Annotated in this window: 16 protein-coding genes and 1 tRNA gene; 11 read left to right on the forward strand and 6 right to left on the reverse strand. The window is 70.9% G+C overall.

Annotated elements, in window-relative coordinates; all coding sequences use genetic code 11:
• Window positions 1–427 precede the first annotated feature (427 nt).
• From eno to C3489_RS21980, 6 genes are all read left to right on the forward strand, one after another.
• On the forward strand, window positions 428–1,723 hold the full coding sequence (gene eno / locus C3489_RS21955; RefSeq protein ID WP_103783798.1) for a phosphopyruvate hydratase: 1,296 nt from the start codon (window positions 428–430) through the stop codon (window positions 1,721–1,723).
• A gap of 99 nt (window positions 1,724–1,822) precedes the next feature.
• Window positions 1,823–2,299 carry a septum formation initiator family protein gene (locus tag C3489_RS21960; RefSeq protein WP_103783739.1) on the forward strand — a complete coding sequence of 159 codons (477 nt, stop codon included), beginning with the start codon at window positions 1,823–1,825 and terminating at the stop codon, window positions 2,297–2,299.
• A gap of 22 nt (window positions 2,300–2,321) precedes the next feature.
• Entirely contained in the window at window positions 2,322–2,870 is a 549-nt protein-coding gene (locus C3489_RS21965) for a DUF501 domain-containing protein (RefSeq protein WP_103783740.1), read from the forward strand.
• On the forward strand, window positions 2,867–3,808 hold the full coding sequence (locus C3489_RS21970) for a Ppx/GppA phosphatase family protein (protein ID WP_103783741.1): 942 nt from the start codon (window positions 2,867–2,869) through the stop codon (window positions 3,806–3,808). Before C3489_RS21965 ends, C3489_RS21970 begins: the two co-directional genes overlap by 4 nt.
• Before the next feature lie 575 nt (window positions 3,809–4,383).
• Window positions 4,384–5,772 carry an NAD(P)/FAD-dependent oxidoreductase gene (locus tag C3489_RS21975; protein ID WP_103783742.1) on the forward strand — a complete coding sequence of 463 codons (1,389 nt, stop codon included), beginning with the start codon at window positions 4,384–4,386 and terminating at the stop codon, window positions 5,770–5,772.
• Window positions 5,773–6,009: 237 nt separating this feature from the next.
• Window positions 6,010–7,302: a cyclopropane-fatty-acyl-phospholipid synthase family protein gene (locus C3489_RS21980; RefSeq protein ID WP_103783743.1), complete on the forward strand. Its 1,293-nt coding sequence runs from the start codon at window positions 6,010–6,012 to the stop codon at window positions 7,300–7,302.
• 58 nt (window positions 7,303–7,360) lie between these two features.
• On the opposite strand, the gene C3489_RS21985 is transcribed toward C3489_RS21980, so the two are convergent.
• Window positions 7,361–9,892, reverse strand: a complete 2,532-nt coding sequence (locus tag C3489_RS21985) for an ABC transporter permease (RefSeq protein WP_103783744.1) — start codon at window positions 9,890–9,892, stop codon at window positions 7,361–7,363.
• A complete protein-coding gene (locus C3489_RS21990) occupies window positions 9,892–10,665 on the reverse strand; it encodes an ABC transporter ATP-binding protein (protein ID WP_103783745.1) in 774 nt (257 codons plus the stop codon). Before C3489_RS21990 ends, C3489_RS21985 begins: the two co-directional genes overlap by 1 nt.
• A 404-nt stretch (window positions 10,666–11,069) precedes the next feature.
• Here C3489_RS21990 and C3489_RS22000 point away from each other — a divergent pair.
• The 3 genes from C3489_RS22000 (at window position 11,070) to C3489_RS22010 (ending at window position 13,619) form a co-directional block, all read left to right on the forward strand.
• Window positions 11,070–11,153, forward strand: a tRNA-Leu gene (locus C3489_RS22000).
• A gap of 185 nt (window positions 11,154–11,338) precedes the next feature.
• Complete coding sequence (locus C3489_RS22005) at window positions 11,339–12,514, forward strand: 4-hydroxybenzoate 3-monooxygenase (protein ID WP_103783747.1); 1,176 nt, start codon at window positions 11,339–11,341, stop codon at window positions 12,512–12,514.
• Window positions 12,515–12,740: 226 nt separating this feature from the next.
• Entirely contained in the window at window positions 12,741–13,619 is an 879-nt protein-coding gene (locus C3489_RS22010) for a Bax inhibitor-1/YccA family protein (RefSeq protein WP_103783748.1), read from the forward strand.
• Window positions 13,620–13,706: 87 nt separating this feature from the next.
• Here C3489_RS22010 and C3489_RS22015 read toward each other — a convergent pair whose 3' ends face one another.
• The gene (locus C3489_RS22015; RefSeq protein ID WP_103783799.1) at window positions 13,707–13,931 is read right to left on the reverse strand and encodes a DUF4287 domain-containing protein; all 225 of its coding nucleotides are present in this window, start codon (window positions 13,929–13,931) and stop codon (window positions 13,707–13,709) included.
• 102 nt (window positions 13,932–14,033) lie between these two features.
• Here C3489_RS22015 and C3489_RS22020 point away from each other — a divergent pair, with 102 nt between their 5' ends.
• Complete coding sequence (locus C3489_RS22020; RefSeq protein ID WP_181139781.1) at window positions 14,034–14,345, forward strand: hypothetical protein; 312 nt, start codon at window positions 14,034–14,036, stop codon at window positions 14,343–14,345.
• A gap of 12 nt (window positions 14,346–14,357) precedes the next feature.
• Here the strand turns inward: C3489_RS22020 and C3489_RS22025 are convergent, their stop codons facing one another.
• From C3489_RS22025 to C3489_RS22035, 3 genes are all read right to left on the reverse strand, one after another.
• Window positions 14,358–15,167 carry a hypothetical protein gene (locus tag C3489_RS22025; protein WP_103783749.1) on the reverse strand — a complete coding sequence of 270 codons (810 nt, stop codon included), beginning with the start codon at window positions 15,165–15,167 and terminating at the stop codon, window positions 14,358–14,360.
• A gap of 271 nt (window positions 15,168–15,438) precedes the next feature.
• Window positions 15,439–16,659 (reverse strand): acetyl-CoA C-acetyltransferase, encoded by a 1,221-nt coding sequence (locus tag C3489_RS22030; RefSeq protein ID WP_103783750.1) that lies wholly within the window; start codon window positions 16,657–16,659, stop codon window positions 15,439–15,441.
• A gap of 334 nt (window positions 16,660–16,993) precedes the next feature.
• Window positions 16,994–18,004, reverse strand: coding sequence for an SGNH/GDSL hydrolase family protein (locus C3489_RS22035; RefSeq protein ID WP_103783751.1), 1,011 nt, complete (start codon window positions 18,002–18,004; stop codon window positions 16,994–16,996).
• Window positions 18,005–18,163: 159 nt separating this feature from the next.
• On the opposite strand from C3489_RS22035, the gene C3489_RS22040 reads away from it, so the two are divergent.
• On the forward strand, window positions 18,164–19,546 hold the full coding sequence (locus C3489_RS22040) for a cystathionine beta-synthase (RefSeq protein WP_103783752.1): 1,383 nt from the start codon (window positions 18,164–18,166) through the stop codon (window positions 19,544–19,546).
• Window positions 19,547–19,660: the final 114 nt, after the last annotated feature.

The raw sequence follows: 19,660 nt of genomic DNA on the forward strand, positions 1-19,660 counted from the left end.
GACGCTTTCGTCCCCCCGGCGCCGACGCCTCCGTCCCCGATGCTCCCGCCCTGGACGCCCCGCCCCTGGCGCCGACGCCCTCGCCCCCAGTGCCTCGCCCCCGATGCCCTCGCCCCCGACGCTTTCGGCCCCCGGCGTCTCCGTCCGCGGTGCCCCGGCCGCACAATCTCCCCGCCCCCGTGCGCGTTCCCCCGTGCGTGTCGGGGCGGGGTTTGGCTGTGCTCGGCGTGCCTGGTGTTGGTCGGGTGTTCAGGTGGAAGGTGGGCCCCCTTTGTTCCGGGGGGGAACAATGGGTACCGTCTGTCTGTCCACGGGACGGTCGGTCGGCTGGCCGATGGCCCGGGGGCGGTTAGGCTCTAGTCGCAAGGCATAGCCGTAAGGCACAACGCCCCGCACTTTCAGCGTCACATCCACGAAGGAGATGCTCGTGCCGTCCATCGACGTCGTCGTAGCCCGGGAAATCCTGGACTCCCGAGGCAACCCCACGGTCGAGGTCGAGGTCGGCCTCGACGACGGCAGCACCGGCCGTGCCGCCGTCCCGTCCGGCGCCTCCACCGGCGCCTTCGAGGCCATCGAGCTGCGCGACGGCGACTCGAACCGCTACCTCGGCAAGGGCGTCGAGAAGGCCGTTCTCGCCGTCATCGAGCAGATCGGCCCGGAGCTGGTCGGCTACGACGCCACCGAGCAGCGCCTGATCGACCAGGCCATGTTCGACCTGGACGCCACCGACAACAAGGGCTCCCTCGGCGCCAACGCCATCCTCGGCGTCTCGCTCGCCGTCGCCCACGCCGCCTCCGAGGCCAGCGACCTCCCCCTCTTCCGCTACCTGGGCGGCCCGAACGCGCACCTGCTCCCGGTGCCGATGATGAACATCCTGAACGGCGGCTCGCACGCCGACTCCAACGTGGACATCCAGGAGTTCATGATCGCCCCGATCGGCGCGGAGTCCTTCTCCGAGGCCCTGCGCTGGGGTGCCGAGGTCTACCACACCCTGAAGAAGGTCCTGAAGTCCAAGGGCCTGTCCACCGGCCTGGGCGACGAGGGCGGCTTCGCCCCGAACCTCGGCTCCAACCGTGAGGCCCTCGACCTCATCCTGGAAGCCATCAAGGAGGCCGGCTACACCCCCGGCGAGCAGATCGCGCTCGCCCTGGACGTGGCCGCGTCCGAGTTCTACAAGGACGGCTCCTACCTCTTCGAGGGCAAGAACCGCTCCGCCGAGGAGATGACCGAGTACTACGCCGAGCTGGTCGAGGCGTACCCGCTGGTCTCCATCGAGGACCCGCTGTTCGAGGACGACTGGGAGGGCTGGAAGACCATCACCGCCAAGCTCGGTGACAAGGTCCAGCTCGTCGGCGACGACCTGTTCGTCACCAACCCCGAGCGCCTGCAGCGCGGTATCGAGGAGGGCGCCGCCAACGCCCTGCTGGTGAAGGTCAACCAGATCGGCTCGCTCACCGAGACCCTGGACGCCGTCGAGCTGGCCCAGCGCAACGGCTACAAGTGCATGATGTCCCACCGCTCCGGCGAGACCGAGGACGTCACCATCGCCGACCTGGCCGTCGCCACCAACTGCGGCCAGATCAAGACCGGCGCCCCGGCCCGCTCCGAGCGCGTCGCCAAGTACAACCAGCTGCTGCGCATCGAGGAGATCCTCGACGACGCCGCGGTGTACGCCGGCCGCAGCGCCTTCCCGCGCTTCCGCGGGCCGGTCGCCAAGGGCTGACCCATCCTGGCGTAAGGCTTAGCCAGTCGTACGTACGTCCCCGTACTCGGTCCCGTACCGTGTCCGGGGACGTACGCGCGTGTGAAAGGGGAGGCCGGCATGGCCGTGAAGGACCGGGACCGTTTCTCCACGGCGACCAGGATCCGGCTGCTCGGCGAGCAGACGGCGGCCCGCGTCTACCGTTCCCAGACCAAGCGCCAGGCCCGCCGCTCCCGGCTCACCGGCCGCGCCGCGCTGCTCGCCCTCGTGGTGTGCTCCCTGATCGTGGCGCTCGCCTACCCGATGCGGCAGTACGTCTCGCAGCGCGCCGACATCGCCGAACTCCAGCGGCAGAAGCAGCAGGCCCAGCAGCGCGTGGAACAGCTGCGCGACCTCAAGGCGCGCTGGCAGGACGACGCCTACGCCGAGCAGCAGATCCGGCAGCGGCTGCACTATGTGATGCCGGGGGAGACCGGTTACGTCGTGATCGACCCGGACGCCGCCAGGCAGGCGCACACCGAACCCGGCTCGGCGGACCGCCCCTGGTACTCCAACGTCTGGGACGGGGTCGACAAGGCCGACGCCGCCGACCAGTGATTCGACAAGAGAGAACTTCGTAGTGGAAACGCCCCCACCGACCACCCCGCGCACCGAGCCCACCGACGCGGACGTCGAGGCCTTCAGGCAGCAGCTCGGGCGGCCGCCGCGCGGGCTGCGCGCCATCGCCCACCGCTGCCCCTGCGGGCAGCCGGACGTCGTCGAGACGGCGCCCCGGCTGCCGGACGGCACGCCCTTCCCCACGCTGTACTACCTGACCTGCCCGCGTGCGAACTCCGCGATCGGCACGCTGGAGGCCGAGGGCGTGATGAAGGAGATGACCGAGCGGCTGGGCACCGACCCGGAGCTGGCCGCCGCCTACCGCGCCGCGCACGAGGACTACATCCGGCGCCGGGACGAGATCGAGGAGCTGACCGGCTTCCCGAGCGCCGGCGGCATGCCGGACCGGGTGAAGTGCCTGCACGTGCTGGTCGCCCACTCGCTGGCCGCCGGGCCGGGCGTCAACCCGCTCGGCGACGAGGCGATCGCGATGCTGCCCGAGTGGTGGCGCAAGGGGCCCTGCGTGACCCCGGCCCAGGACGGCACGAAGACCGAGGAGGACGCCCAGTGACCCGTGTCGCCGCCATCGACTGCGGTACGAACTCCATCCGTCTGCTGGTCGCCGACTGCGACCCGAAGACGGGCGAACTGGTCGACCTGGACCGCCGTATGACGATCGTGCGGCTCGGCCAGGGCGTCGACCGCACGGGCCGGCTGGCCCCGGAGGCGCTGGAGCGCACCTTCGCCGCCTGCCGGGAGTACGCGGAGATCATCAAGGCGCACGGCGCCGAGCGGCTGCGCTTCGTGGCCACCTCCGCCTCCCGGGACGCGGAGAACCGGGACGAGTTCGTGCGCGGCGTGCTGGACATCCTCGGCGTGGAGCCCGAGGTCATCACCGGTGACCAGGAGGCCGAGTTCTCCTTCACCGGGGCGACCCGGGAGCTGGCCGAGCACGAGCACCTGCCGCGGCCCTTCCTGGTCGTCGACATCGGCGGCGGCTCGACCGAGTTCGTGGTCGGCGAGGAGCATGTGCGCGCGGCCCGTTCGGTGGACGTCGGCTGTGTGCGGATGACCGAGCGGCACCTGGTGGCCGGCGGCGCGGTCACCGACCCGCCCACCGAGGAGCAGATCGCGGCGATGCGCGCCGACATCGAGGCCGCCCTCGACCTGGCCGAGCAGTCGGTGCCGCTGCGTCAGGCGCGCACGCTGGTCGGGCTCGCCGGGTCGGTGACGACCGTGTCGGCCATCGCCCAGGAGCTGCCGGAGTACGACTCGGCCCGCATCCACCACTCCCGGATCTCCCGCGAGCGGGTCCGCGAGATCACCGAGTGGCTGCTGCACTCCACGCACGCCGAGCGCGCGGCCGTGCCGTCCATGCATCCGGGACGGGTCGACGTGATCGCGGCGGGCTCCCTGGTGCTGCTGTCGATCATGGACCGGATCGGCGCGGAGGAGGTCGTGGTCAGCGAACACGACATCCTGGACGGCATCGCCTGGTCCGTGGCGTGACTCCGGTGCACTGAAGTGCCCTGAGGGGCGCTGACGAAGAGAACGTGGCCTTTGAGGTCATTGGTTCGTTCCGCCCCTGCCGGCACGGCGTCGGGAACCGGCCACCCGCGCCTCGAAGGGGGCGCGGGGAACCGGCCCGCGCAGCGCGATCCGACCTGGTCAGCGTCCTCCGCTGAGCGCCTCCGGCCACGGTTGAGCGGGCCTTTCGGACGGCCGGATGACACCCTGCCGGGAAAGTTCGTGAAGTTCTTCACAAGGAATTCCGTCCCGCAGGCCCCCTGAATGCCTTCGGATCACCCCTCGGGGGGCCGAACTGGCCTTTGAACATGTTCAGAAGGGGTGTCCGGCGCACCTTCGGATCACGCGCCCGGTCGTGCGTTTCGGACCGCTCACGGTGCCGTCCGGTGCCCAGAGAGGCAGCTCACGCGGCATTGACAACGGGCCGTACCGGACAACGGTTCCCGTCGCCCGCCATGATCTGCGTCACGCGGGCCGCGGAGTGTAGCACAGGCACCGTCGAACCTTGTGAAGGGGCGCACGAGCCACCCCCTCCAACCGGGTGGATACTCGATGGCATGAGCACCACGGAGCGTCCCAGGATCCTCGTAGTAGGCGGCGGGTACGTAGGCCTGTACGCAGCTCGGCGCATCCTGAAGAAGATGCGTTACGGCGAGGCGACCGTCACGGTCGTCGACCCCCGGTCGTACATGACCTACCAGCCCTTCCTGCCCGAAACCGCCGCCGGCAGCATCTCCCCGCGGCACGTCGTCGTCCCGCTGCGACGCGTGCTCCCCAAGGCGGAGGTCCTCACCGGCCGGGTCACCACCATCGACCAGGACCGCAAGGTCGCCACGATCGCCCCGCTGGTCGGCGAGGCGTACGAGCTGCCCTTCGACTACCTGGTCGTCGCGCTCGGCGCGGTCTCCCGCACCTTCCCGATCCCCGGCCTCGCCGAGCAGGGCATCGGTATGAAGGGCATCGAGGAGGCCATCGGCCTGCGCAACCACGTGCTGGAGCAGCTCGACAAGGCCGACTCCACGACGGACGAGGAGATCCGCCGCAAGGCGCTCACCTTCGTCTTCGTCGGCGGTGGCTTCGCCGGCGCCGAGACCGTCGGCGAGGTCGAGGACATGGCCCGGGACGCGGCCAAGTACTACAACAACGTGTCGCGCGAGGACATGCGGTTCATCCTCGTCGACGCCGCCGACAAGATCCTCCCCGAGGTGGGCCCGAAGCTCGGCCAGTACGGCAAGGAGCACCTGGAGTCCCGCGGCGTCGAGGTCTACCTGTCCACCTCCATGGACTCCTGCGTCGACGGCCACGTGGTGCTGAAGAACGGCCTTGAGGTCGACTCCAACACGATCGTGTGGACCGCCGGCGTCAAGCCCAACCCGGTGCTCTCCCGCTACGGCCTGCCGCTGGGCCCGCGCGGCCACGTCGACTGCGAGCCGACGCTCCAGGTCAAGGGCACCGACTACATCTGGGCCGCCGGCGACAACGCCCAGGTCCCGGACCTGGTCGGCCGCAAGGCGGGCAACGAGAACGCCTGGTGCCCGCCCAACGCCCAGCACGCGCTGCGCCAGGCCAAGGTGCTCGGCGACAACGTCCTGTCCGGCCTGCGGGGCTTCCCGCAGAAGGAGTACAGCCACGCCAACAAGGGCGCGGTGGCGGGCCTCGGCCTGCACAAGGGCGTCGCGATGATCGTCATGGGCAAGATGAAGATCAAGCTCAAGGGACGTCTCGCCTGGTACATGCACCGTGGCTACCACGGTCTGGCCATGCCGACCTGGAACCGCAAGATCCGGGTCTTCGCCGACTGGACGCTCGGCATGTTCCTCAAGCGTGAGGTCGTCTCCCTCGGCGCGCTGGAGTCCCCGCGCGAGGAGTTCTACGAGGCCGCCAAGCCGGCCCCGGCTCCCGCCCCGGCCGCCGTGAAGACCGAGGAGAAGGCCAAGGCCTCCTGACCCCCGAGGTCAGCTCCTGACAGCCCGAAGGGGCCGCCCGCCATCCGTGGTGCGGGCGGCCCCTTCGGCGTGTCACAGGAGAAGCCGACGCCTCGGCGCGGTCGTCGGCACGCTCGTCGAGGAGCGCCGACCGAGGGTTTGCACAGACATGACGCGCGTGGGGGACTGCGGCCGGGCCCGGCAGGTGTTTACGTGAAGACGGACATCCGGGATGACTGGTCACGGAGGTGTTGCACCATGGCCGACGCCGCCCTGCGGCTCACGCGCCTGTTCGAGCAGTTGCTGGGAGCCCCGCTCCCCGTCCGTATCCGCGCCTGGGACGGCTCACAGGCGGGCCCGCCCGGCGCCCCCGCGCTGGTCGTGCACAACCGTCGCGCCCTGCGCCGCCTGCTGTTCAAGCCGGGCGAGCTGGGACTGGCCCGCGCCTGGGTGGCCGGCGACCTGGACATCGAGGGCGACCTGTACACCGCGCTCGACCTGCTCGCCGGGCTCATCTGGGAGCGCGGCGAGGACGCCAGAACCCTCCGCGAGGCCCTGCGCGACCCGTCCGTACGCGCCGCCGTGCGCGGCCTGGTCAAGCTCGCCGGGCCGCCGCTGCCGCCCGCCCCGCCCGCCGAGGAGGTCCGCCGGCGCCGCGGCCATCTGCACACCCGCCGCACCGACAGACGAGCCATCAGCCACCACTACGACGTCGGCAACGACTTCTACGAACTCGTCCTCGGCCCGTCCATGGTGTACTCCTGCGCCTACTGGCCCGCCCCGGACGCGACGTTGGAGACCGCCCAGCGGGACAAGCTCGAACTGGTCTGCCGCAAGCTGGCCCTGAAGCCCGGTCAGCGGCTGCTGGACGTCGGCTGCGGCTGGGGCTCCATGGCGGTCCACGCCGCCCGCGAGCACGGCGTGCGCGTCGTCGGCATCACCCTCTCCCAGGAGCAGGCCGCCTACGCCCGCAAGCGCGCCGCCGACGAGGGCCTGACCGACAAGGTCGAGATCCGGGTGCAGGACTACCGGGACGTCGACGACGGCCCCTACGACGCCGTCTCCTCCATCGGCATGGCCGAGCACGTCGGCGCCGAACGCTACCTGGAGTACGCCCGGGACCTGTACGCCCTGCTCAAGCCCGGCGGCCGGCTGCTCAACCACCAGATCGCCCGCCGCCCGCAGCGCGACGAGTCCGCCTACGACGTCGACGCGTTCATCGACGCCTACGTCTTCCCCGACGGCGAGCTCCAGCCCGTCGGCACCACCGTCACGATGCTGGAACGGGCCGGCTTCGAGGTGCGCGACGTGGAGTCGATCCGCGAGCACTACGCCCACACCCTGCGCCGCTGGGTGGCCAACCTGGAGGCGGGCTGGGAGCGTGCCGTGAAGCTCACCAGCCCGGGCCGGGCGAGGGTGTGGCGGCTGTACATGGCCGCCTCGGCGCTGTCCTTCGAACGCAACCGGATCGGCGTCAACCAGGTTCTCGCCGTGCGCACCCCGCTCTCCGGCGCCTCCGGGATGCCGCTGCGCGCCCGCACCTGGAACTGACACGCATCGGGCCCCGCTCCTCCCGTGAGGGGAGCGGGGCCCGAGGCCGTCGCGGCCGCTACTCGGCCTTGATGGCCTGGAGCATGTTCAGGCGGGCCGCCCGCCGGGCCGGCCACAGGGCCGCCAGCACACCGACCGTGCCGGCCAGCAGCAGGAACAAGGCCATCCGGCCCCAGGGCAGGACCAGTTCGTACGTCGGCATCTTCGTGCCCAGCAGCTCACCGGCCGCCCAGCCGAAGAACACGCCCAGACCGATGCCGAGCACCCCGCCGAACAGGGAGATCACCAGGGACTCCAGGCGGACCATCCGCTTGATGTTCCGGCGGTCCAGGCCGATCGCGCGCAGCATGCCGATCTCCTGCGAACGCTCGAAGACGCTCATCGCCAGGGTGTTGATGACCCCGAGCACGGCGACGATCACCGCCATGCCGAGCAGGCCGTAGAGCATGTTCAGCATCAGCGTGAAGATCTGCGCGATCTCGTCGGACAGGTCCTTCTTGTCCTGCACCTTGATCGCCGGGTTGTCGCCCAGCGCCTTCACCAGGCGGTCCTTGGCCTGGTCCGAGGCGCCGTCGGAGGTCTTCACCATGACCTGCATGTCACCGGAGCCGGCCGGCTGGTGCGGGGTGAGGGCGGCCGTGTCCAGCATGATCCCGCGGATCATGTCGTTGCCCTCGTACACCCCGGCGACCGTCAGCCGCTGCGCCTTGCCGTCCTCGTAGTGCACGGTGAATCCGGAACCGGCGTGCCAGCCGTGGGACTTGGCGGTGTCCTCGTCGACGACCACGCGGTCGCCGCCGACGCTGAAGGAGCCCTCGTCGGTCTTCAGGTCGGTGAGCCTGCCGATCGCGGCGCCGTTGACGCCGGTCAGGTACTCCGTCTGCCCGTCGATGCGGGAGGGGGAGTTGCGCAGGGGGCTGATGTCGGTGACGCCCTCGGCCGTGCGCAGCGTCTTCTCCACGTCCGGGGACAGCTCGTTGCCGTTCGCCATGGAGACGACGTAGTCGGCGCGGATCGCCGCCGAGGCCATCTTGTCGATGGAGGTCTGCAGGCTGCCCGCCATCACCGTCAGGCCGGTGATCAGGGTCAGGCCGATCATCAGCGCGGAGGCCGTGGCGGCCGTACGGCGCGGGTTGCGCACCGAGTTCTGCCGGGCGAGCTTGCCCGACACCCCGAACGCGCGCAGCAGCGGGGCGGCCGCCGCGATCAGCGGGCGGGACAGCAGCGGGGTCAGCACGAACACGCCGACGATCAGCAGCACCGCGCCGAGCCCCATGGGCGCCTGGGCGGCGTCGGCGTCCATCGTGGTGGCGGCGAGCACCACGGCCACGCCGGCCCCGGCGAACAGGGCGCCGAGGGTGTTGCGCAGCACCAGCGACTTGGTGGTCGCCCTGGCGTGCACGCTGCTCATCGCCGCCACCGGCGGGATCTTCGCCGCGCGCCGGCCGGGCAGCCACGCGGCCAGCATGGTCACCAGGACGCCGACGGCGAGCGCGGTGGCGACGGTGCCGGGGGAGACCACCAGCGGGCCGTCCGGGACGGTCGCGTCCAGCAGGCCCATCAGGGACCGCAGTCCGGCGCCGATGCCGACGCCCGCGGCCAGGCCGGTGACGCCGGCCACCGTGCCGACGACGAGCGCCTCGATCAGCACCGAGCGGGTGACCTGCCGGCGGGAGGCGCCGACCGCGCGCAGCAGCGCGAGCTCCTTGGTGCGCTGGGCGACCAGCATGGTGAAGGTGTTGGCGATGATGAAGGTGCCGACGAACAGGGCGATGCCGGCGAACACCAGCAGCGCCTGCTTGAGCCCGCCCATCTGCGCGGAGATCATCCGGGCCTGGTCGTCGGCGAGCTGCTTGCCGGTGGTGGTCTCCACGGCGTCCTTGGGCAGCGCCGAATCCAGCGCCGCCCGGAGCGCGGCCTGCGAGGTGCCGGGTGCGGCCTCGACGTCGATCTCGTCGTAGGTGCCCGCCTTGCCGAACAGCCGCTGCGCGGTCGCCGTGTCGAACAGGGCGAGGCTGCCGCCGGCGGCGACGTTGCCGTCGTCGGTGGTGAAGACGCCGGTGATCGTCGGGGTCAGGACCGGGCCGTCCACCGAGATGCGCACGGTGTCGCCGACCTCGTACCCGGCGCGCTCGGCGGTCCGGGCGTCGATGAGGACCTGGTCCTTGCCGGTGGGCGCGCGGCCCTCCACGAGCGGGTAGCGCGGGTCCTTGGCGCCCCAGTAGTTGCCGCCCTCGGAGCGGAAGCCGCCGCCGATGAGCTTGCCGTCCTTGTCGGCGATGGCGGTGAAGCCGTTGACGACGCCGATCGCGGAGGCCGCGCCGGGCACCTTGGCGCTCTTGTCCAGCAGCGCCTGGGTCAGCTCCGGGTCCTTGCCGACGGTGTTTCCGGTGTCGGCCTTGGAGCGGGGCTGTACGGCGACGTCGACCTGGTCGAAGCCCTTGGCGGAGCTCTTCTGGTAGGCGTCGGAGATGGTGTTGGTGAAGACGAGAGTGCCAGAGACGAACGCCACGCCGAGCATCACGGCGAGGACGGTCATCAGCAGGCGGGCCTTGTGCGCGAGGACGTTGCGCAGCGCGGTGCGGAACATCAGCTGGTGCGGCCCTTCGCGTCGAACTGCTTCATGAAGTCCAGGACGGCGTCGGCCGTGGGCCGGATCATCTCGTCGACGATGCGGCCGTCGGCGAGGAAGACGACGCGGTCCGCGTAGGCGGCGGCGACCGGGTCGTGGGTGACCATCACCACCGTCTGGCCCAGTTCGCGCACGGAGTTGCGCAGGAAGCCGAGCACCTCGGCGCCGGAGCGGGAGTCGAGGTTTCCGGTCGGCTCGTCGCCGAAGATGATGTCCGGCTTGGAGGCGAGCGCGCGGGCCACGGCGACGCGCTGCTGCTGGCCGCCGGACAGCTGCGAGGGACGGTGGCCGAGCCGGCCCGACAGGCCGACCATCCCGATCACCGCGTCCAGCCACTGCTTGTCCGGCTTGCGGCCGGCGATGTCCATCGGGAGCGTGATGTTCTCCAGCGCGGTCAGCGTCGGCAGCAGGTTGAACGCCTGGAAGATGAAGCCGATCTTGTCCCGGCGCAGCTTGGTCAGCTGCTTGTCCTTCAGCGAGCCCAGCTCGGTGTCGCCGATGCGCACGGAACCCGAGGAGAAGGTGTCCAGGCCCGCGACGCAGTGCATCAGGGTGGACTTGCCGGAGCCCGAGGGACCCATGATCGCGGTGAACTGGGCCTGGTGGAAGTCCACCGAGACCCGGTCGAGGGCGACCACCTGGGTCTCGCCCTGGCCGTAGATCTTCGACAGGTCCGTGGCGCGGGCGGCGACGGCGGAACTGGTCCGGCCGGCGACAGGTGTGGTGGTCACGGGAAGGCACTCCTCACGGGAACGACGGTGCTGAAGGGGACGTGTTCCATCGTTCCGGCGGCTCGACGCCCTGGAGTCAGCCGCTGTTCCGGTTCCCGGGGCCGACTGCGGTCGGACCCTCAGCGACCGCGTCATACCTGGGGATGACGGCCGTCCCTGAGAGCGCGGCGCCGGGCGGCGATGTCAAGAACAGGTGGCGCACCCTCGTTCGGACGGTGAAAATCCGTCATTCCGCGTACACGCCCGAGTACCGCGCGCAAGGCTGTTGGCAAGTGCGGACGGCGCGTTCCGTTGGCTGATGCTCCCTCAGACCTCAATAAAATAAGACAACATCGGGTCGACCCGCCGCTGTCCGAGGGGCGTTCCCCGATAGGGTCGGAGTCTCGATGCGGAGCCCATGGCCTGCCCGGATGGTGGAATGCAGACACGGCGAGCTTAAACCTCGCTGCCCCTTCGCGGGCGTGCCGGTTCGAGTCCGGCTCCGGGCACATCCGCTCTGCGGCCGTCGGCCGCACCCCCTTCCGATACATCCCCGTCTCCTCGCCCTGGCGCGCGACCCGTTGACAGCGGGCAGGGGCGGGCGCAGACTCACGTCCGAAGGTAGTGAAGGAAATTTCACCAGGCGAACACGCTGCATGATGGGCAGTGTCGCCCACGCGAAGGGAACGCCCCGATGCGCACCACCGTCGGCATCATCGGCGCCGGTCCGGCCGGCCTCGTCCTGGCCCGGCTGCTCCACAACGCCGGCATCGACTCGGTCGTCCTGGAGAGCCGTGACCGCGCCTACGTCGAACAGCGCCAGCGCGCCGGGATCCTGGAGCAGGGCACCGTGGACGTGCTGCGCGCGGCCGGCGCCGCCGAACGCATGGACCGTGAGGGGCTGCGCCACGACGGCATCGAGCTGCGGTTCGCCAAGCGCCGCCACCGCGTCGACTTCCCGGCCCTGACCGGCGGGAAGTCGGTGATGGTCTACGCCCAGACCGAGGTGTGCAAGGACCTCATCGCGCTCCAGCTGAAGGAGGGCGGCCCGCTGCTGTTCGAGGCCGAGGCGCTCGCCGTGGAGGACGCCGACAGCGACCACCCACGCGTGCTCTTCCGCCACGAGGGGCGCGAGGAGGTCCTGGAGTGCGACTACGTCGTCGGCTGCGACGGCTTCTGGGGCGTGGCCCGCAAGGCGGTCCCCGCCGCGCTGTCCCGCACCTTCGAGCGGACGTACCCCTTCGGCTGGCTCGGCATCCTCGCCGACGTCGCCCCCTCGCACGACGAACTGGTCTACGCCCGCCACGACCGCGGCTTCGCCCTGCTGTCGATGCGCTCCCTGTCCGTTTCCCGGCTCTACCTACAAGTGCCCGCCGGCACCGACGCGGACAGCTGGGGCGACGACGAGATCTGGGACGAGCTGGAGCGCCGTCTGGAGACCGACGACGACTGGCGGCTTCGACGCGGCCCGATCACCCAGAAGTCCGTCACCCCGATGCGCTCCTACGTCCACGAGCCCATGCGCCACGGCCGCCTCTTCCTGGCCGGCGACGCGGCCCACATCGTGCCGCCCACCGGCGCCAAGGGCCTCAACCTCGCCGTCGGCGACGTCGTCACCTTCGCGCGGGCGCTGGTCCACCGGCGCGAGACCGGTTCGGAGCGGCTGCTGGACGCCTACTCCGCGACCTGCCTGCGCCGGGTCTGGCAGGCCGAGCGCTTCTCCTATGACATGACGACCCTTCTGCACCGTGCCCCCGACGCCACGCCCTTCGAGGACCGCCTCCAGCTGGCCCGATTGGAGCGCATCGCCGGCAACCGGGCCGCCGAGACGGACCTCGCGGAGGCCTACACCGGGTTCCCGCTCGACTGAACGGGTGGCCCGCTCGGCCGGCCGAGCGCGGAGTTGATCAACGGCCGGTTCCGGACGCGTACCGGCTTGGTCATGAATCGCCTCCGGCGGTGGCGGGAATCACCCCTGCGCGTAGCGTGTTGCGCAGCACGAGGCGGGAAAGATCCTCCCCAGGTATTAGGGTCGATCCTTTGCCTTTCCATTACTCTTGAGCCAAGGCCACGCACGGTGGCCATGGAGGAGTGAGATGAGGAGCAGCAACCCGGTCTTCTCGCGACGGGGGTTCAGCCGCGACAACGGCTACGCGGGCTTCAACACCGCACCGCAGGCCGGGTACGCACAGGGCAACCCCTACGCCCAGGGCGGCAACCCCTACGCGCAGAACCCGTACGCGACCAACCCCTACGCCCAGCCGGACGCGCAGTACGGCGCCCCGCAGGCCCCGGCCACCACCGGCCGGATGACGATGGACGACGTCGTCGTGCGCTCGGCCACCACGCTCGGTGTGGTCGTCCTCGGCGCGGTCCTCGCCTGGGCCGTCCTGCCGGTCTCGACCGGCTCCTACGGCCTCGCGGTCGGCTCGGCGCTGGTCGCCTTCGTCCTGGCGATGGTGCAGAGCTTCAAGCGCACCCCGTCGCCCGCGCTGATCCTGGGCTACGCCGCGTTCGAGGGCGTCTTCCTCGGCGTGATCAGCGAGATGTACAACACCCAGTGGAGCGGCGCCCCGTTCCAGGCGGTGCTGGGCACCATGGCGGTCTCCGCGGCCACCCTGCTGGTCTACAAGGCCGGCTGGATCCGCGTCACCGCCCGCTACGCCCGCGTGGGCATGGCCATCGCCCTGGCGTTCGTGCTGGTCATGGCCGTCAACATGCTGCTGGTCGTGTTCGGCGCCGCGGACGACGGCGGTCTGCGCAGCTTCGGCCCGCTGGGCGCGGTCGTGGGCATCATCGCCATCCTGATCGGCGCGTTCTTCCTGACCCTCGACTTCAAGCAGATCGAGGACGGGATCGCCTACGGCGCCCCGCGCAACGAGGCGTGGCTGGCCGCGTTCGGTCTCACCATGACGCTGGTGTGGATCTACCTGGAGATGCTGCGCCTGGTGGCGATCTTCAGCAACAACGACTGACGCGCGGCGGCCGACGCCGGCTGACGTGACAAGGGCCCCGGGAGCGCATCCCGGGGCCCTTGGCGTTGTCACGACCTGGCGCGGGCCTCACAGCCTCCGCGCGGCCCTCCTCAGTTCGTACTCATGGATGATCGCCTTGGCGTGCCCGTACGCGAGGTTGTGCTCGTGCCGGAGCCAGCTGACCTTCTCCTCGAAACGGAGGGCGGGTCCTTCTTCGACGGTGCGCAGCCAGTCGGCGATCTCACGACCGGTGCAGTGGGGGATGCGGGCGAGAATGTTGCGGTGGGTCTCCTCGGAGAGGACATGGGACATCGGCGCCTCCGGACGCATGGGATGTAAGCCGGTCCTTCAGGTCACCGTGCCTGAGTGTTCGCCCGTTGGCAACAGTCCCGAGCGGGCGCGTAGGCTCGCGCCGTGGTGGATACGACGTCTCTGACCCGAGCTGTTGATCACTTCGCCGACCGGTTGCGGGCCGCGCCGCAGTCCCGACTGCAACGGGGTGCCGCCGCGGAGGCGCTGGCGCTGGCCCGGGAGTTGGCCGCGCGGGCACAGCTTCGGGAGGAGCCGTCGCGCGAGCCACGGGAGATGCCGGACGCGGGGATGTTCGCCGCCGCGGACCAGGTGACCGTCGCCGGGCGGGATCTGGCGCTCGTGCTGCGCGATCAGGCCGAGGTGGAGGAGGCCGTGCGCTTGGTCGAGGAGGCGCAGAAGAGGGCGGGGATCTGACCCCGCCCCGGTTCACAGGCTCGCGATGACCCGGTCCGCCAGGATGTAGACGTTCTCCTCGCCGCACGCGAACGTCAGCGTGTACGCGCCCGAGATGCCCGAGCCGCCGAGCAGGTACGGGGCGTCGCCGGCACGCAGCGCGGCCGCCAGGCGGTCGGCGGTGTCGCGGTGGCCCGGGGTCATGCACAGGGTCGTGCCGTCGGCGAAGACGTAGACGTCGAGCGTGCCCAGCGGGCCGGGACGCACATCCGTCAGGGCGATGCGGGAGGCGGCCAGTTCGTCGAGGATGGCCACCGTGCGCTCATGGTCGTTGACGACCGGTGACTGCATCGGCACGAAGTCCGGGTGGGAGGGGTGACGGCGACGGGCCGCCGCCAGCTCGGGCGACTCCGTGGAGGTACCTGGCTGGACGAAGTCCTTGGGGGAGAACTCGTCGGCCTCCGGGCCGTGCTCGGCCACCGGCTCCAGGCCCGCGAAGTCGGCCTGGCGGGGCAGGAACAGCTCGCTGTCGGCCAGACCCAGCAGCGTGGGCGCGTCGGAGGCGTCACGGGCCTCCTGGGCCGCCCAGAACGCCCGCGCCTCGGCCAGCTCCCGCTCACGCTCCTCGGCGAGCGCGTCGGCCACGGCGGCGCGTATCTCGTCGGTGTCGGCCGTGACACGGGCGGCGGGCACCAGTCCGTGGGCCGCGGTGTTGCTCTCCGCCAGCTGGGTGTGCAGGGCCGCCACCTGCCTGCGCAGCAGCACGAGGGTGCGCAGGACGGCGACGCCCACGGCGCCCGTGGCGGCCGTGGTGACCAGCAACGCGATCGGCATGGCGCTCACTGACGTACTCCCAGTTCAAAGTCGACCCCCGACTTCCTACATCAGCTTGAAGGGTGGACCATCAAGTTGTCAGTGCGTAACGTCACGAAACGGACAGGCTGTTGGGTCTTGGGTGGCCGGTGGGGTGTCGTTGACCTGCGAGTTTCCCGGGGGAGAGGGATATAGGTCACATCATGGGGGAGATTGGATCACAAAACGGCCCGGAGTCCGGCGAGTTCGCGGACTCCGGGCCATGGGATCACACAAGGTGCCCCGTCGGTCACTCAGAGGTTCAGCTGAGGCGCTCGATGACCATCGCCATGCCCTGGCCGCCGCCGACGCACATCGTCTCCAGGCCGAACTGCTTGTCGTGGCACTGCAGGGAGTTGATGAGGGTGCCGGTGATGCGGGCGCCGGTCATGCCGAAGGGGTGGCCGACGGCGATGGCACCGCCGTTGACGTTCAGCTTCTCCAGCGGGATGCCGAGGTCGCGGTAGGAGGGGATCACTTGGGCGGCGAACGCCTCGTTGATCTCGACCAGGTCGATGTCGTCGATGGTCAGGCCGGCGCGGCGCAGGGCCTGCTGGGAGGCCTCCACCGGGCCGAGGCCCATGATCTCCGGGGACAGGCCGGAGACACCGGTGGAGACGATGCGGGCGAGCGGGGTCAGGCCCAGCTCGCGGGCCTTGGTGTCCGACATGATGACGAGCGCGGCGGCGCCGTCGTTGAGCGGGCAGCAGTTGCCGGCGGTGACGAGTCCGTCCGGGCGGAAGACCGGCTTCAGGCCCTGGACGGCGTCCAGGGTGACGCCGGCGCGCGGGCCGTCGTCCTTGGAGACGACCGTGCCGTCGGGCAGCGTCACCGGGGTGATCTCGCGCTCCCAGAAGCCGTTCTTGATGGCTTCCTCGGCGAGGTTCTGCGAGCGGACGGCGAACTCGTCCATGTCCTGGCGGGTGACGCCCTTCCAGCGGGCGAGGTTCTCGGCGGTCTGGCCCATCGCGATGTAGGCGTCGGGCAGCAGGCCGTCCTCGCGCGGGTCGTGCCAGGTCGTGCCCTCCTGCTCGGCGACGGCGGCGGTGCGGGCCTCGGCCTCGGCGAAGAGCGGGTTGTGCGTGTCCGGGAGGCTGTCGGAGTTGCCCTTGGTGAAGCGGGAGACCGTCTCGACGCCGGCCGAGATGAAGACGTCGCCCTCACCGGCCTTGATGGCGTGCAGGGCCATGCGGGAGGTCTGCAGCGAGGAGGAGCAGTAACGGGTGATCGTGCAGCCGGGCAGGTGGTCCATGCCCATCTGCACGGCCACGACGCGGCCGAGGTTGTTGCCCTGCTCGCCGCCGGGGAGGCCACAGCCGAGCATCAGGTCGTCGATGTCCTTGGGGTCGAGCTCGGGGACCTTGGCCAGGGCCGCCTGGATGATCGTGGCGGTGAGGTCGTCCGGGCGCAGGTCCTTCAGGGAGCCCTTGAAGGCGCGGCCGATGGGGGAGCGGGCGGTCGAGACGATGACGGCTTCGGGCATCACGGCTCCAGGGGCTTGCGGTGATCGGGCGGACTTCAAGGGAAGTTACCCCTACGTATGGTTCCGGTCACGAGAGGCGAGGTGTGACCTTGGCCGCAACTTTCTAAGCGCTTGCTTTTGTCTGTCGACGGCTTGTGGGGGAGGGGGTGCGGGGGTGCCGGGCGCGTTCTTTCGTCTGCGGGTGGTGGTGGGCTGATCGCGCAGTTCCCCGCGCCCCTTGGTTGGCATAGCTGCGGGCAGTCGTGCCGCTGGGGCGGCACGGGTGGGCGCAGCGGCACCCCGTCGCGCCGGGATGCGTCACCCACCCCCGGCCGCCGCAGGTACCGGGTACCCCTCAGGGCGACGGTGCCGCGGCCTCCGGCTCGGTTTCCGGGACCCGGCGCCGGCGGCGGCGCTTGAGCAGGGCCCACGGACCCCGCGCCGCCGCGACCTCCGTGCCGGCCTCCGACGCCGCCTCCGCCGCCGCCTTGGCCACCGGCAGGAACCCCTCGCGGCGGCTGACGTCCGGCCGCTCCTCCTCCGCCGGCCACAGCCCCAGCGTCGCGCAGACCGTGGGCAGCACCGCCATCGCCGCCGTCGCGTACCCCTCGGCCGAGGGGTGGTAGCTGTCCGGCCCGAACAGCTCCCGCGGGTTCGCCGCGAACTCCGGCCCCAGCAGGTCGCCCAGCGACACCGTGCGGCCCCCCTGCTCCACCACCCCGATCGTCTGCGCCGCCGCCAGCTGCCGCGAGGCCCGCCGGGCCAGCCACCGCAGCGGCTGCTGCACCGGCTCGATGGTGCCGAGATCGGGACACGTGCCGACGACCACCTCCGCCCCGGCGGTCCGCAGCCGCCGTACCGCAGCCGACAGGTACCGCACCGAGCGGGTCGGCGGCATCCGGTGGGTGACATCGTTCGCACCGACCATGATCACGCAAATGTCGGGCACCCGGCCCGGGTCCGCCAGCGCGAGGCCCACCTGGCGTTCCAGGTCGTCGGAGCGGGCGCCGGGCAGGGCGACGTTGCGCAGCTCCACGGGGCGTTCCGCGACCGCCGCGAGCCCGGACGCCAGCAGCGCGCCCGGGGTCTGCCCGGCGCGGTGCACACCCTGCCCGGCAGCCGTGGAGTCGCCCAGCATCAGCAGCCGCAGCGGCGGTTCACCCGGGGTGTCGTAGGACAGGCCGTACAGGCCCTCGGCGTTCGGCACATGGCTGGTGGTGCCGTTGCCCACATGGCGGCGGGCCATCTGCGCCTCGGCCACCAGCAGGCCGACCAGCGCCGCGCCCGCGAGTCCGATGCCGCCCCCGCCGTACGCGGCGCCCGCCGCGATGCGCCGGGCCACCCGCGCCCTCGACATGCTCGTCATGCGTCGCCGCCACCTCCTCGAAGCGCCCTCACCCACTCCTTGCCCCGTACGGACCGTTGCCCAATCTCAACGAAGAGTGAACGCCCGTCATGGACGCCACACAGGCCATAGGCTGGCGGAACACCACGACCACATCTTTTGCAGCATCCGGAGACAACGGTGCAATTCCACGACTCGATGATCAGCCTCGTCGGCAACACCCCGCTGGTGCGGCTCAACAGCGTGACCAAGGGCATCAAGGCCACCGTCCTTGCCAAGGTGGAGTACTTCAACCCCGGCGGGTCGGTGAAGGACCGCATCGCCCTGCGCATGATCGAGGCGGCCGAGCAGAGCGGCGAGCTCAAGCCGGGCGGCACGATCGTCGAGCCGACCAGCGGCAACACGGGCGTCGGGCTCGCCATCGTGGCCCAGCAGAAGGGCTACAAGTGCATCTTCGTGTGCCCCGACAAGGTGAGCACCGACAAGATCAACGTACTGCGGGCCTACGGTGCCGAGGTGGTCGTCTGCCCGACCGCCGTCGCGCCCGAGCACCCCGACTCCTACTACAACGTCTCCGACCGGCTGGTGCGCGAGACGCCGGGGGCGTGGAAGCCGGACCAGTACTCCAACCCCAACAACCCGCTGTCCCACTACCACTCCACCGGCCCGGAGCTGTGGGAGCAGACCGAGGGGAAGATCACCCACTTCGTGGCGGGCGTCGGCACCGGCGGCACCATCTCCGGTACCGGCCGCTACCTGAAGGACGTCAGCGACGGCAAGGTGAAGGTCATCGGCGCCGACCCCGAGGGCTCGGTGTACTCCGGCGGCTCCGGGCGGCCGTATCTCGTCGAGGGCGTCGGTGAGGACTTCTGGCCGACCGCCTACGACCGCACGGTCGCGGACGAGATCGTCCCCGTGTCCGACAAGGACTCCTTCCAGATGACCCGCCGCCTCGCCAAGGAGGAGGGGCTGCTGGTGGGCGGTTCCTGCGGCATGGCGGTCGTCGCGGCGCTGGAGGTGGCCGCGCGGCTCACCGAGGACGACGTCGTGGTCGTGCTGCTGCCGGACAGCGGCCGCGGCTACCTCAGCAAGATCTTCAACGACGAGTGGATGGCCGACTACGGCTTCCTGGAGGACGAGGGCCCGAGCGCCCGCGTCGCCGACGTGCTCAACGACAAGGAGCACGGCGCCATGCCGTCCCTGGTCCACATGCACCCGGAGGAGACCGTCGGTCAGGCCATCGAGGTGCTGCGCGAGTACGGCGTCTCGCAGATGCCGGTGGTCAAGCCGGGCGCCGGCCACCCGGACGTGATGGCCGCCGAGGTCGTCGGCTCGGTCGTCGAACGGGAACTGCTGGACGCGCTGTTCAGCAAGCGCGCCTCGCTGGAGGACCCGCTGGAGAAGCACATGTCGGCGCCGCTGCCGCAGGTCGGCTCCGGTGAGCCGGTCGCGGACCTGATGGCCGTGCTCGGCAAGGCCGACGCGGCGATCGTCCTGGTCGAGGGCAAGCCGACCGGCGTCGTCAGCCGGCAGGACCTGCTGGCGTTCCTCGCCAAGGGCTGAACGAGGCGGTGAACCCCGGGTGAACCGCCGCTTGCGGCGGCGAACTCGGGGTGACCTCGGCCGATCGGTCCGGCGCGGAAGTGGTACGAGGGCGTCACGTCCGCGCAGCACCCG

Origin of the sequence: Streptomyces sp. Ru71 (genome assembly GCF_002920535.1) — a bacterium.
Taxonomy (GTDB): domain Bacteria; phylum Actinomycetota; class Actinomycetes; order Streptomycetales; family Streptomycetaceae; genus Streptomyces.